The following is a 12,982-nucleotide window of genomic DNA, read 5'->3' as shown; positions in this document are numbered from 1 at the left end:
TCCTTGCGGTTCAGTAAGTTTCGGTGCGGCAATCTCCACCGAATCTGTACGACCCGATTACCGGCGGCCCGGCCCGCTCCGGCGGCACCACCCCGGCCCGCTCCGGCGTGCTCCGGCGTGCTCCGCGGGGTGGAGGCGGTGCCTTGCCCACGTGCAGGCGACACCCCTAGCGTCCGTGCAGCCGGTCCCCGCCCGCAAGAATCGCCGCCGCCAGCGCGTCCGCCGCGTGCTGGGCGGAGGGGCGCCGGCGGCCGTGCACCAGGACGAAGTCGACCTGCCCCAGCTCTGGCAGACCTGCCCGTTCCGGCACCCGTACCAGACCCGGCGGGATCAGTCCCCGCGAGTGCGCCATCACGCCGAGGCCCGCCCGGGCCGCCGCGATCAGCCCGTTGAGGCTGCCGCTCGTGCACGCGATACGCCAGGGCCGCCCCTGCCGCTGCAGCGCCTCGAAGGCCAGCGCCCGCGTGATCCCCGGCGGAGGGTAGACGATCAGCGGCACGGGCCGGTCGGGGTCCAGCCGGAGCCGCTCCGCGCCGATCCACACCAGCCGGTCGTGCCGGACGAGCTCGCCCTGCGGGTCCTCGGGGCGCCGCTTGGCCAGCACCAGGTCGAGCTTCCCGGCGGCGAGCTGCTCGTGCAGCGTGCCGGACAGCTCCACGGTCAGCTCCAGGTCGACCTCGGGATGCTCGTGGCGAAAGCCCTCCAGGATCTCCGGCAGCCGGGTCAGCACGAAGTCCTCCGACGCGCCGAAGCGCAGCCGGCCGCGCACCCGGGTGCCCGTGAAGAACGCCGTCGCCTGCTCGTGCACCTCCAGGATGCGGCGCGCGAAGCCGAGCATCGCCTCGCCGTCCTCGGTCAGCCGCACCGAGTGGGTGTCGCGTGAGAACAGCAGCCGGCCCGTGGCGTCCTCCAGGCGCCGCACGTGCTGGCTGACGGTCGACTGGCGCAGCCCCAGCCGCCGCGCCGCCTGCGTGAAGCTCAGGGTCTGCGCCACGGCCAGGAAGGTGCGCAGCTGCGCCGGGTCGTACACGAGGCCAGGTTATCGCGAATGGCGATGACAGTGAGTGCGGTATGACGGTTTCCCGATCGGCCGGGTGAGGAGGACGATGGACCGGGGACCCGTCGGTCCGTACCGCCGTGACCGCGCCCCGTGCGCAACGCCGGGAGCCCCCGGCCATCGCCCAGAGACCGAGCAGAACCGAGCAAGTGGAGCACCGTGAAACGCCTGCGCCGGCCGAGTCGGATGCCGATCGACCCGTACATCCTGCTGCTGCTCGGGACGGTGGGCATCGCGGCGCTTCTCCCGGCCCGCGGCACGGCCGCCCACGTGGCCTCCGGCGCCTCCACCGCCGCGATCGCCTTCCTGTTCTTCCTCTACGGCGCCCGGCTGTCCACCCGTGAGGCCCTCGACGGGCTGAGGCACTGGCGGCTGCACGTCACGGTCATCGCCTGCACTTTCGTGATCTTCCCGCTGCTCGGCCTCGCCGCCCGCGGCCTCGTCCCGCTCCTCCTGACCCGGCCGCTCTACCAGGGGCTGCTGTTCCTCACCCTGGTTCCGTCGACCATCCAGTCGTCGATCGCGTTCACCTCGATCGCCCGGGGCAACGTACCCGCCGCGATCTGCGCCGGGTCCTTCTCCTCGCTGGTCGGCATAGTTCTCACCCCGCTGCTCGCGGCCGTGCTCCTCGGCGGCAGCGGCGGCGGCTTCTCCGCGCACTCGCTGGTCACGATCGTGCTGCAACTGCTCGTGCCGTTCCTCGCCGGGCAACTGCTCAGGCCGTGGATCGGCGGCTTCGTCGCCCGGCACAAGAAGGTCCTCGGCCTCGTCGACCGCGGCTCGATCCTCCTCGTCGTCTACGCAGCGTTCAGCGAGGGCATGGTGCGGGGCATATGGCACCAGGTCAGCCCGGCCCGGCTGGGCGCACTGCTGGCCGTTCAGGCCGTGCTGCTCGGCGTGATGCTGGTCGTGACCTGGTACGGGGCCAAGGCGCTGCGCTTCGGCCGGGAGGACCGGATCGCCATCCAGTTCGCCGGCTCGAAGAAGTCCCTCGCCTCCGGCCTCCCCATGGCGAGCGTCCTGTTCGGCGCGCACGCCTCCCTGGCCGTGCTGCCGCTCATGCTCTTCCACCAGATGCAGCTCATGGTGTGCGCGGTGATCGCCAAGCGCCGGGCACATGACGCCGAGGCACGGCCGGAGATCACCGGGCAGGCACCGGACGCAGCGTCACGAACCGCGGTCGGTACCGGGACACGTCCCCGTTGACACCGGCCGCCGCGGTCGCCGGGTCCAGCCAGTTGACGTCGTAGCTCAGCACCAGCCGGCCGCCGCCGCTCAGCGCGGGGTGCACCTGCGGGTTGTACGCCGTGACCCGCCCCCGGGGCAGCGGCGGACGGAAGTCCCCCGCCGGGCCGTACCACGGCCCGGTCGGGGAGCACGCCCAGTACGACGTCACGGTGGTCAGCCCCCGCACACCGGCCGCCATCGTGAACAGCAGGTACGTGCCACCGTCCGGCACGACCGAGAACGCGCTGCCCACGCCCGTGTGCCGCCCGTCCCCCAGCACCGGCCGCAGACCGGCGCCACCGGCCGCCCACCCCGAGCCGTTCCAGTACCGCCAGGCGCCCGGCTCGCCGAGCTGGCCCTCCGGCACCCGCGCCAGGTACGCCGACGAGACCGGCCGGGACACGGCCTGCCCGTCGTCGCCGCCGAACACGTACGTCCAGCCGCCCCGGGCGACCAGCGTGGTCCCGAACAGAACGCGCCGCGAGGCATCCGGTACGAGCTGCTGGTCGATCACCCGTACCACCGACTCCACCAGAAGCCCGGGCAGCGACAGGGTGGCGACCTCGGTGGCGGTGGGCACGCCGTAGATCCACGGGGCTGGACCGGCCGTGCGCACCCACAGCAGGACCCGCACGACCTGTTCCCGCGACCCCGGGGAGCGGGGTTCGACGCGGGCCGCGACCGGCCAGCGCCACTGGTCGGGCGCCGGATCGGGGAAGACAGGCGCGGGCAGCGTGGACTCGGGGCGCCCGGCGGGGTTCGTCATCACCGCCGAGTTGCGCACCAGTGGCGCGGTGGCGTCGCGCCACGCCGCGGATCCGCCGGCCGGGTCGGGCGGGGCGTGCACCCGGCCCAGGTAGGTGTCGGAGAAGAGCCACAGCACCCGGCCGTCCGGCAGCCGCACCGAATGGGTGCCGTCGCCACCGGTCCAGTCGTCGGTGCGGGTGGCGTCGTCGCCGTAGCGGGCGAACGCGTCGGTGAGCCGCCGGTCGGCCGCCCAGGAGCCGACCGTACGCGGGGCGCAGGTGCCGCCGCCCTCCCGGTGGTGGTAATGCGGGAAGGCGGTGAGCAGCACGGCCGCGAGAACCAGGACCAGCAGGAGACCGGCCCCGGTTCCCGTCCGCTGTCGCACTCGTGCGTCCTGAGGCACAGCGAGGGACGTTAGTGGCTGTCGTCCACCCGGTCCATGGGCAGCCACGGCGCGCTGCCGTGCGGGATCCGGGCGTTCTTGGTGCGCACGGCCGTGAGTTCGTCGTCGGTCAGCGCCGGGTCCCGGGCAGGCAGAACGGTCAGGGCCGTAGCACCACCTTTCCGAGGTTGCGGCGCGACTCGATCACCTCGTGCGCCCCGGCCGCGTCCTCTAGTGCGAACTCCCCGTGGACGGCGGGCTTCACCGCGCCCTGCGCGAACAGCCGCCACAGCTCCTGCCGCCACTGCTCGTACAACTCCGGCTTGCCGCGGGCGATGCGCGCCATCTGGAAGCCGATCACCGACTTGCCGCCGACGAGCAGGTCGTACGCCTCGATGGTCCCGCCGCCCGAGCTGTACGCCACCAGCCGTCCGCCCGGAGCGAGGGCGGCGATCGCCGGGGTGAGCAGCTCGCCGCCGACCGCGTCCAGGGCGTAGTCGACGGGATCCCCCCAGCTGTCGTCGCCGTAGACGGCCGTCTCGTCGGCGCCGAGCCCGCGGACGAAATCCGCCTTGGCCGCGTCGGAGACGGCGCCGACGACCCGGGAGGCACCCCGGGCCCGCGCCAGTTGCACCGCGAGATGCCCGACGCCGCTCGCCGCCGCCGTCACGAGTGCCGCCTCGCCCGGCTCGGGCCGTGCCGCATGGAGCGCGCCGAGGGCGACGAGCCCGCTGCGGACGAGGGCGACCGCGTCGACCGCCGAGGCTCCGTCGGGGACAGGCGAGGCCATGGCCTCGTGCAGCGGCGCGAAGTCGGCGTATCCGTGGCCGAAGCACAGGCCCGTGACCCGGTCGCCGGCCCGGAAACGGGTGACGCCCGCGCCGACGGCGACCACCTCGCCGGCTATCTCGCCGCCCAGGGGGATCGGTTCGGCCGCCTCCGTCACCTTGCGGACGACGGGCAGCGTGACTCCGACGGCCGCGCAGCGCACCAGGAGCTCGCCGGGGCCGGGTTCGGGGACGGGCACCTCCTCCAGGAACAGGGGGCCGCCGGTGGACTCGTACCGGACGCGACGCATCGCACCTCCATGGGTGAGGGAGAAGGGGCATGAGTGAGGGAGAAGGGGCATGGATGAGGGGGAGAGGGCATGGGTGAGGGGGAGAGGGCATGAGTGAGTGAGGCACAGGGGCCGCGGAAACCGCCGTCGGACCCCTTGGCATCGGACCCCTTGGAATCGTTGGAAGTCCCAACGGTATCCCTGCTTCGTTGGGAAGTCCAATGACTTTTCGTTAGGCTGCCGTCATGGCCGAAGCCCAAGCTCACCTCGCCGCCATCCGCTCGCTCCCCAGCTGGATCCTGGGCAGGGCCGCCGCCCGCGGCCGCGCCCTGGTCGCCGAGGCCCTGGCCGCGCAGGGCATGAAGATGTGGCACCACGTGGTGCTCTCCGCCGTCCGTGACCTCGCCCCCGTCGCCCAGGCCGATCTCGGCCGCAGCATCGAACTCGACCCCAAGGACCTCGTGGGCGTCCTCAACGACCTGCAGTCCGCGGGCCTCGTCGTGCGCGAGCCGGACCCGAGGGACCGGCGCAAGAACGCGGTGTCGCTCACCGGCGAGGGCGGGCGGCTGCTGACCCGCTGCGAGAAGGCGGCGCGCGAGGCGAACGACGCGCTGCTCGCGCCGCTGTCCGCGGCCGAACAGGACCAGTTCATCGGCCTGTTGATCCGGATTTCCGGTACGGACGGGTGATGGCGGCTAACGTTCCGTCATGACCGCACCTGACGCACTGGATCCCGCGCGCTCGGCCCTCGTCCTCGTCGACCTGATGGACCGCATCGTCGCGCTGCCCCTCGAGCCCCGCAAAGGCACCGAAGTCCTCGCCGCCGCACAGGAACTGGCGGCAGCCTTCCGCGCCGCCGGGGCGCCCGTCGTGCTGATTCGCGTCGAGCGGCCCGGCGTCGCCGAGCAACCGCCCGGCAGCGACCTCGTCGCCGGACTGCGCCACGACGGCGACATCGAGATCGTCAAACGGACGATAGGTGGCTTCCAGGGCACCGGCCTGCACGAGCGGCTGCGTGAACGAGGCATCACCACCCTGGTGTTCGGCGGCATCGCCACCAACCTCGGCGTCGAGTCCACCGCCCGCGCGGCCGCCGACCTCGGATACGGGCTCGTCTTCGTCGAGGACGCCATGGCCGCGTTCACCACGGCCGAACACCGGGCGTCCGTCGGGCTCGACTTCCCACGACTGGGCTCGGTGACGCAAGCGGCCCACCTGCGCCTGAAGACGGACTGAGCCGCCGGTCGTCAGACCGGCACGCCCGTCGACCACGACCACCACCGAGCCGGTGCTGTAGCCGCCGCGCATCAGGTACAGGTACGCCTCCGCGACGTCCTCCGGCTCGCCCACCCGCCCCACCGGCAGCGACTCGGAGGACGACCGGAACAGCCCCTCCCGCTCCTCCTCGGTCAGGTCCCGCCACAACTCGGTACGGACCACCCAGGGCGACATCACATTGACCCGGACCGGGGCGAGTCCCAGCGCCGGCGCCCGGGTGAGGGACTCCATCACCCCGCACAGAGCCGCCGCGACCGTCGTGCCCGGCATCGGCCGCCGCCCCGCGGTGCCCGTGGTCAGCACCACCGAACCGCCGTCCCGGATACCCGCGGCCCCGTACTTCACCGTCGTGTACGCACCCCACAACCGGGTGTCCGGGAAACGGCGGCCCGCGTGAGGTCCGACTCCGCGAGGCTCTCCATCAGCAGCGACTCACCGGCCGTGCGGACCAGGTGGTCGAAACCGCCGACCTGTGCGAAGAAGGCCCGCGCCGCCGCGTCGTCGGTCGTGTCCAGGACATGACCCTCGGCGCGCTTCGGCAGCCGCTTCAGCGCCGCGTCCACGCTCTCCCGACGCCGCGAGGCGACGACCACCCCGGCTCACCTACGTGCCCGTGCCCGGCGCCGAGCCCGACGAGGTCCTGCTCGTCCGGGCACGACCACCCCGGCTCACCTACGTGCCCGTGCCCGGCGCCGAGCCCGACGAGGTCCTGCTCGTCCGGGAGGCCGGGCGCCGCTCACCCCCCGGTCGCCGTGTTCTCGCCGGACTCCCGCGGACGCGCGGCCGAGACGGGGCCTGCGGCGCAGCGGCGCTGACTGCCGGCCGCGGCTGCGCCGCCGGGCCGCGGGAAGCCGGTCAGCCCCAGGAAGCCGGTCAGGCCCCGGGAAGCGGGGCTCCGGGAAGCGGGTCAGCCCCGGGGAACCGTTCAGCCCCGGGAAGCGGGTCAGCCCGAAGAAGCCGGTCAGCCCCGGGAAGCGGGTCAGCTCGGGAGGCCGGTCAGCCCCCGGCGGCCGTGGTCCGCAGGGCGACGCGGTCCTCGCCCGCGTAGACGTTCATCGAGCGGCCCCGCAGGAAGCCCACCAGCGTCAGCCCGGTCTCCGTGGCCAGATCCACGGCCAGGGATGACGGCGCCGAGACCGCCGCCAGCACCGGGATGCCCGCCATCACGGCCTTCTGCGCCAGCTCGAAGGAGGCCCGGCCGGAGACGAGGAGGATCGACCGGGACAGTGGCAGGTCACCGCTCTGCAGGGCACGGCCGACCAGCTTGTCGACCGCGTTGTGCCGGCCCACGTCCTCCCGTATGTCGAGCAGCTCCCCGTCCTCGGCGAACAGGGCCGCCGCGTGCAGCCCCCCGGTCCGGTCGAAGACCGTCTGGGCCGCGCGCAACCGGTCGGGCAGGCTCGCGAGCAGTTCCGGATCGACACGGACCGGCGGAGTGTCGGCGATGAGCCAACGGGCCGTCGTCCGCACCGCGTCCAGGCTCGCCTTGCCGCACAGGCCGCAGGAGGACGTGGTGTACACGTTGCGTTCGAGGGTGATGTCCGGGACGGCGACCTCGGGGGCGGTCTTCACGTCCACGACGTTGTACGTGTTCGAACCGTCCACGGTCGCACCCGCGCAGTAGACGATGTTCAGCACATCGGATGCCGCGGCCAGTACACCTTCACTCACCAGGAAACCGGCGGCCAGCGCGAAGTCGTCGCCCGGGGTGCGCATGGTGATCGCGAGCGGCCTGCCGTTCAGCCGGATCTCCAGCGGCTCCTCGGCGACCAGCGTGTCCGGCCGGGAGGAGACGGCCCCGTCCCGGATGCGGATCACCTTGCGTCGTTCCGTGACTCGTCCCATGTCCTGATCAGCCCCGGTTCTGTACGTGCTGGTGGCCAGACGGCCCTTGATGCGGAGGGTTCCCCGTGGGTCACCGGGTTGTCGTGCGGAGTGGTGACCTTCACGATCTCATTGTCCTGCACCTGCGGAGTGAGGTGCCGAAGTGCTCGGGCGTCCGAGGGTCTGACCGAAGCCGACAAGGCGTACACCCGAATGCTGTGGCCTCACCTGCCGCGCTACCCGCGAGTCACTGATCAGACTGGGGCATCCCGTTATCCAAGGCAATGAGGGGGATCGCCCAATGAACGGCTCGCGCATCGCCGCCGTCGGCCACTACCAGCCCGCAAAGGTGCTCACCAACGAGGACCTGGCGGGCATGGTGGACACCAGTGACGAGTGGATCAGAAGCCGGGTGGGCATCCGCACCCGTCACATCGCGGGTCCCGACGAGCCGGTCGACGAACTGGCCGCGCACGCGGCCGCCAAGGCGCTCGCCGCGGCCGGCCTGACCCCGGCCGACATCGAACTGGTCCTCGTCGCCACCTGCACGGCCACGGACCGCTCCCCGAACACCGCCGCCCGCGTCGCGGCCCGGCTCGGCATTCCCCGGCCGGCCGCGATGGACGTCAACGTCGTCTGCGCGGGCTTCACGCACGCCCTGGCCACCGCCGACCACACCGTGCGCGCGGGAGCCGCGCGCCGGGCCCTGGTCATCGGTGCCGAGAAGATGTCCGACGTGACCGACTGGAGCGACCGTACGACCTGCGTACTCGTGGGTGACGGCGCGGGGGCCGCCGTGGTCGAGGCGTGCGCCCCGGGCGAGGAGCCCGGGATCGGCCCGGTGCTGTGGGGATCTGTGCCCGAGATGGGGCACGCGGTGCGGATCGAGGGCGTCAGCCCGCGGTTCGCGCAGGAGGGGCAGAGCGTCTACCGCTGGGCCACCACGCAACTGCCGCCGCTGGCCCGGCAGACCTGTGAGCGGGCGGGCATCGCGCCCGAGGACCTCGCCGCGGTCGTCCTGCACCAGGCGAACCTGCGCATCATCGAGCCGCTCGCCGAGAAGCTGGGCGCGGTCAACGCGGTGATCGCACGCGACGTCTCCGACTCCGGCAACACCTCCGCGGCGAGCATCCCGCTCGCCCTCTCCAAGCTCATCGAGCAGGGCACCGTCTCCTCGGGGGACCCGGTGCTGCTGTTCGGCTTCGGCGGCAACCTGTCGTACGCGGGCCAGGTCGTGCGCTGCCCATGAACGAGGACTCGCCGGGCGCCCACTCATACGCGGCGAATCCCGGCTCACCTCGTCCCGAGGTGACGTCACTCATAGCTGACGTCAGGTGACTGTCGGCGTTCCCGCCGCGTCGGTAACTTCGTCCGTACGACCTCTCGCGTCCGTCCGTGGACCGTCCGCCTCAGCGCTCTGCAGGACGGCAGAACCTCGCAAGACCTCCGTACACGGCAGCGCGAGCCGGGTCGGACCGGGTCCGCCGTGCGAGCCGTGCGCCGGACGAGCCATGTGATCACCGCCCCCGACTGTGCACCGAGAGCGGAGCAACCGATGGCACCCACCCTCACCCTCAAGTCCGGTACCTCCTGGGCCGACGCCTGGCAACGCTGCCTCTCCGTCGCGCCGGAAGCCTTCCGCGACGACCGCGTCCTCAACCTCTGGAACGCCGCCTGGCAGCAGGACGGCCGGGCCCTGCCCGCCACCAGCCCCGTCGACGGCAGCCCCATCGTGGGCCCGCCCCGGCTGGACGCGCCCAGCGCCCACCAGGCCGTGCGTGCCTCGCTCGACCAGCACCGCGCCTGGCGGCACGTCGCCCTGGCGGAGCGCCGGGCCCGGGTCGCGGCCACCCTGGACGCGTTGACCGAACACCGCGAACTGCTCGCCCTGCTGCTCGTCTGGGAGATCGGCAAGCCGTGGCGGCTGGCGCAGGCGGACGTCGATCGGGCCATCGACGGCGTGCGCTGGTACGTCGACGGCATCGAGCCGATGGTCGCCGGCCGGGCCCCGCTGAACGGCCCGGTGTCCAACATCGCGAGCTGGAACTACCCGATGAGCGTCCTGGTCCACGCCATGCTGGTGCAGGCCCTGGCGGGCAACGCGGTCATCGCCAAGACCCCGACGGACGGCGGTGTCGCCTGTCTCACCCTGGCCTGCGCGCTCGCCGCCCGTGAAGGGCTTCCCGTCACCCTCGTCAGCGGCAGCGGGGGCGAGCTGTCCCAGGCGCTGGTGCGCGCGCCCGAGATCGGCTGCGTCTCCTTCGTGGGCGGCCGCGACACCGGCGCGGCGGTGGCCACGGCGGTGGCCGACCTCGGCAAGAGGCACGTACTGGAACAGGAGGGCCTGAACACCTGGGGCATCTGGAACCACTCGGACTGGGACACGCTCACCGCGCTGGTCCCCAAGCTCTTCGACTACGGCAAGCAACGCTGCACGGCCTACCCGCGCTTCGTCGTCCAGCGTGAGCTGTTCGACGAGTTCCTGGCGGCCTACCTCCCGGCGGTCCGCAGGGTGCGCGTCGGCCACCCGCTGGCCGTGGAGAAGAGGGACGACCCGTTGCCGGAGCTGGACTTCGGCCCGGTGATCAACGCGGCCAAGGCCAAGGAGCTGCGCGACCAGGTGGTGGAGGCCATCGACCGGGGCGCCGTTCCCCTCCACCGCGGCAAGCCGGCGGACGCCCGCTTCCTGCCCGGCCAGGACACGGCGGCGTACGTGCACCCCGTGACCCTGCTGAACCCGCCTCCGTCCTCCCCGCTCCACCATGCGGAACCCTTCGGCCCGGTCGACACGATCGTCCTGGTCGACACGGAGGCGGAACTGCTGGCCGCGATGAACGCGTCCAACGGCGCGCTGGTCGCCACCCTGTCCACGGACGACCGGGCGACGTACGACCGCCTGGCCCCGCAGATCCGCGCCTTCAAGGTCGGCCACGGCAAGCCCCGCTCCCGCGGCGACCGCGACGAACTGTTCGGCGGCCTCGGGGCGTCCTGGCGCGGCGCCTTCGTGGGAGGGGAGCTGCTGGTGCGTGCGGTGACACAGGGACCGGCGGGGGAGCGGTTGCCGGGGAACTTCCCGGAGTACCAGCTGATGCCCTGACCGACACCCCGGGCCACGGCACGCGGCGAAGCCCCACGGTGACCACCCGGGCACTCACCGTCAGTCCTGCACCGCGGCCCCACGCCTCCTTATCGTTCCGCCCGCGCCCGGATACGCAGGTGAAACGCACTCCGAAACCTTGGTATTGTTGTCCTCGTCGCCGCGGGGAGGACCCCCGGCCAGGCGGCAGACACCTGGTCCGGGTGGCGGAATGGCAGACGCGCTAGCTTGAGGTGCTAGTGCCCTTTATCGGGCGTGGGGGTTCAAGTCCCCCCTCGGACACAACGCTTGACGATACGGTGATGAGGGCCTCGACCTTACGGTCGCGGTCCTCGTTGCATGTTCGTAGCTGATTGTGATGCCCAGGGCTTCGTAAAGTGGGCCCTTCTTGTCGGCGCTGGCCGTGCGGATGCGCCGTGCAATGTCTCCGAGACTCTCAGTGACCTGACGGATCTGTTCCGCGTTGAGCTACTACGCCCAGGGCTACAAGCACCGGGTTACCGGACTGGACATCGGCAGCCCCGGCCGCCCGGCCTGGACATGGTGGCGCGTCTGCCCCGACTGCGGACACGTCCGCACCCACCGCGCCGAGGACGACTCCTCGCCTTGCCCCCGAATCGGCGGCGGATCGGCAGAACGCTGAGGAGACCCCCGCAGCCGTGCGCAACCCCGCCTGGGACGAGGTCATCGAGTTCCTCGTCGACGATCCCGGCCTGCCAGCTCTTGCCCGGACCCTCGCCGACCGCGGCCTGCCCGCCCCGGAGGCCGGCTACGAACTGGGAGCGGCTGCCTGGCCCGCCGAACTCGCCTGGCCCGCCCAGCGCGTCGGCGTCGTCCTCGCGCACCGCCCGGACCCGCTGACCAAACGGGACATCGACGCCGAGCAACGGGACCAGGCCTACCGCGAGGCGGGCTGGCAGGTCCGCACCGCGACGGAATGGGACGCCAACGAACTCGCCGAGATGGTGAGCAGCGACGCGGAAGCCGACGCCGACAGGGCGACGAACGACCACGAGGAGAACGAGCGATGACGGTCACCGGCGTGCCGAGGACGGGCGTGACCCTGCGCCTGCTCGACAAGGCCGACAAGGAAATCGTCAAACTGGACCGCGCGGTCCTCGGGGCGTTCTACAAGTTCCAGCACGACTTCCGCCGCAACCCGGACGCAGGCGGGTTCGACCTCAAACAACTGGAAGGCCACGACCGGCTCTGGTCCGCCCGCGTCAACCGCGAGTGGCGGGCCCTGATGATCCGCCTCGGCGGTGACGACTGGCTTCTCGTCTCGGTCAAACATCGGAGCCACGTCCACAAGAACCTGGACCGGCTCAACTACGGCATCAACCACGTCACCGGGGCCATCGAGTACGTCGACCTCCAGGTCGTCGAGGAGAGCGTGCTGCGCCGCGAACTCACGCCGCCCGCCGCTCCCGCGCCGGCTCCGGTATCCCCCCGTTATCTTCTTCGCGGTCCTGCAAGAGGGCCGCTGGCCTCCGGGCCCGGCATGACTGTTGCCCCCTGTCGATCGGATGACCTGGGGGGTGGTGTCACCGGGCCCGAGGGGTGCCGTCACAGACGCTGATCAGAGGTCCGGCCACTGCCCGGCCCAGCGCAATGCCGGGCCACTCGCGGGCAGCAGGTCTGCATAACGTGGATGCGCGCGAACGGCCCCGCCGCCGAGGCCGGCACGCATCGAAACGTGGGGGCACGATGATCGACATCGGCGAGACGGGCGTCTTCCTCGGCCTGGACGTCGGCAAGAGCAACCATCACGGCCACGGACTCACCCCGGCCGGGAAGAAGGTCTTCGACAAAGCCCTGCCGAACGGCAAACCCCAGCTGCGGGCAGTCTTCGACAAACTCAAGGCCAAGTTCGGCACCGTCCTGGTGGTCGTGGACCAGCCCGCCTCCATCGGCGCCCTGCCGCTCACGGTCGCCCGCGACGCCGGCTGCAAGGTCGCCTACCTGCCCGGACTCGCCATGCGCCGGATCGCCGACCTCTACCCAGGTGAGGCCAAGACCGACGCGCGCGACGCGGCCGTCATCGCGGACGCCGCCCGCACCATGCCCCACACCCTGCGCTCCCTCGAACCGGCCGACGAGATCACCGCCGAGCTGACCATGCTGGTCGGCTTCGACCAGGACCTGGCCGGCGAGGCCAACCGCACCTCCAACCGCATCCGCGGCCTGCTCACCCAGTTCCACCCCAGCCTCGAACGCGTCCTGGGACCCCGCCTGGACCACCCCGCCATCACCTGGCTCCTGGAGCGCTACGGATCCCCGGCCGCTCTGCGCAAAGCCGGCCGCCGCAAGCTC

The 12,982-nt window shown here is 72.2% G+C and carries 12 protein-coding genes, 1 tRNA gene and 3 pseudogenes; 9 read left to right on the top strand and 7 right to left on the bottom strand.

What is annotated here, in order from left to right; genetic code table 11:
* Positions 1-166: 166 nt before the first annotated feature.
* On the bottom strand, positions 167-1,030 hold the full coding sequence (locus AB0A61_RS17235) for a LysR substrate-binding domain-containing protein (protein ID WP_361292467.1): 864 nt from the start codon (positions 1,028-1,030) through the stop codon (positions 167-169).
* Positions 1,031-1,243: 213 nt separating this feature from the next.
* Between AB0A61_RS17235 and AB0A61_RS17230 the strand changes: the two genes are divergently transcribed.
* Entirely contained in the window at positions 1,244-2,263 is a 1,020-nt protein-coding gene (locus tag AB0A61_RS17230) for a bile acid:sodium symporter family protein (RefSeq protein WP_361292824.1), read from the top strand.
* Here AB0A61_RS17230 and AB0A61_RS17225 read toward each other — a convergent pair.
* Positions 2,199-3,434, bottom strand: coding sequence for a DUF4185 domain-containing protein (locus AB0A61_RS17225; protein ID WP_361292465.1), 1,236 nt, complete (start codon positions 3,432-3,434; stop codon positions 2,199-2,201). The two genes, AB0A61_RS17230 and AB0A61_RS17225, sit on opposite strands and share 65 nt — an antisense overlap.
* Positions 3,435-3,573: 139 nt before the next feature.
* Entirely contained in the window at positions 3,574-4,491 is a 918-nt protein-coding gene (locus tag AB0A61_RS17220; protein ID WP_361292463.1) for a zinc-binding dehydrogenase, read from the bottom strand.
* Between the two features lie 224 nt (positions 4,492-4,715).
* On the opposite strand from AB0A61_RS17220, the gene AB0A61_RS17215 reads away from it, so the two are divergent.
* Entirely contained in the window at positions 4,716-5,159 is a 444-nt protein-coding gene (locus AB0A61_RS17215; protein WP_361292461.1) for a MarR family transcriptional regulator, read from the top strand.
* A 19-nt stretch (positions 5,160-5,178) separates the two neighbouring features.
* A complete protein-coding gene (locus AB0A61_RS17210; RefSeq protein WP_361292459.1) occupies positions 5,179-5,706 on the top strand; it encodes an isochorismatase family protein in 528 nt (175 codons plus the stop codon).
* 93 nt (positions 5,707-5,799) lie between these two features.
* On the opposite strand, the pseudogene AB0A61_RS17205 reads toward AB0A61_RS17210, so the two are convergent.
* The 4 genes and pseudogenes from AB0A61_RS17205 to AB0A61_RS17190 form a co-directional block, all read right to left on the bottom strand.
* Positions 5,800-6,093 (bottom strand): annotated as a pseudogene (locus AB0A61_RS17205) (SDR family oxidoreductase); the annotation flags it as partial.
* A complete protein-coding gene (locus AB0A61_RS17200) occupies positions 6,090-6,341 on the bottom strand; it encodes a hypothetical protein (protein WP_361292457.1) in 252 nt (83 codons plus the stop codon). The gene AB0A61_RS17200 and the pseudogene AB0A61_RS17205, both read right to left, overlap by 4 nt.
* Positions 6,342-6,744: 403 nt before the next feature.
* Positions 6,745-7,593 (bottom strand): formate dehydrogenase accessory sulfurtransferase FdhD, encoded by an 849-nt coding sequence (gene fdhD / locus AB0A61_RS17195; RefSeq protein WP_361292455.1) that lies wholly within the window; start codon positions 7,591-7,593, stop codon positions 6,745-6,747.
* Positions 7,594-7,600: 7 nt separating this feature from the next.
* Positions 7,601-7,730 (bottom strand): annotated as a pseudogene (locus AB0A61_RS17190) (Fe-S-binding domain-containing protein); the annotation flags it as partial.
* 143 nt (positions 7,731-7,873) lie between these two features.
* Here AB0A61_RS17190 and AB0A61_RS17185 point away from each other — a divergent pair.
* The 6 genes and pseudogenes from AB0A61_RS17185 to AB0A61_RS17160 form a co-directional block, all read left to right on the top strand.
* Positions 7,874-8,821 carry a beta-ketoacyl-ACP synthase III gene (locus AB0A61_RS17185; RefSeq protein ID WP_361292453.1) on the top strand — a complete coding sequence of 316 codons (948 nt, stop codon included), beginning with the start codon at positions 7,874-7,876 and terminating at the stop codon, positions 8,819-8,821.
* 306 nt (positions 8,822-9,127) lie between these two features.
* Positions 9,128-10,669 (top strand): aldehyde dehydrogenase family protein, encoded by a 1,542-nt coding sequence (locus AB0A61_RS17180; RefSeq protein ID WP_361292451.1) that lies wholly within the window; start codon positions 9,128-9,130, stop codon positions 10,667-10,669.
* A gap of 197 nt (positions 10,670-10,866) precedes the next feature.
* A tRNA-Leu gene (locus AB0A61_RS17175) sits at positions 10,867-10,951 on the top strand.
* Between the two features lie 377 nt (positions 10,952-11,328).
* A complete protein-coding gene (locus AB0A61_RS17170) occupies positions 11,329-11,700 on the top strand; it encodes a hypothetical protein (protein ID WP_361292449.1) in 372 nt (123 codons plus the stop codon).
* Positions 11,697-12,077: pseudogene (locus AB0A61_RS17165) on the top strand (DNA helicase); the annotation flags it as partial. The gene AB0A61_RS17170 and the pseudogene AB0A61_RS17165, both read left to right, overlap by 4 nt.
* A 299-nt stretch (positions 12,078-12,376) precedes the next feature.
* A partial coding sequence (locus AB0A61_RS17160) for an IS110 family transposase (RefSeq protein WP_361292447.1) occupies positions 12,377-12,982 on the top strand: 606 nt, incomplete at its 3' end.

This window comes from Streptomyces sp. NPDC046197 (assembly GCF_040646295.1).
Taxonomy (GTDB): domain Bacteria; phylum Actinomycetota; class Actinomycetes; order Streptomycetales; family Streptomycetaceae; genus Streptomyces.
This window is presented reverse-complemented; position numbering and strand designations above follow the sequence as displayed.

Coding starts and splice junctions, on each gene's coding strand:
- AB0A61_RS17230 (WP_361292824.1), top strand. CDS start 1,244: ATGCCGATCGACCCGTACATCCTGCTGCTGCTCGGGACGGTGGGCATC.
- AB0A61_RS17220 (WP_361292463.1), bottom strand. CDS start 4,491: ATGCGTCGCGTCCGGTACGAGTCCACCGGCGGCCCCCTGTTCCTGGAG.
- AB0A61_RS17215 (WP_361292461.1), top strand. CDS start 4,716: ATGGCCGAAGCCCAAGCTCACCTCGCCGCCATCCGCTCGCTCCCCAGC.
- AB0A61_RS17210 (WP_361292459.1), top strand. CDS start 5,179: ATGACCGCACCTGACGCACTGGATCCCGCGCGCTCGGCCCTCGTCCTC.
- fdhD (WP_361292455.1), bottom strand. CDS start 7,593: ATGGGACGAGTCACGGAACGACGCAAGGTGATCCGCATCCGGGACGGG.
- AB0A61_RS17185 (WP_361292453.1), top strand. CDS start 7,874: ATGAACGGCTCGCGCATCGCCGCCGTCGGCCACTACCAGCCCGCAAAG.
- AB0A61_RS17180 (WP_361292451.1), top strand. CDS start 9,128: ATGGCACCCACCCTCACCCTCAAGTCCGGTACCTCCTGGGCCGACGCC.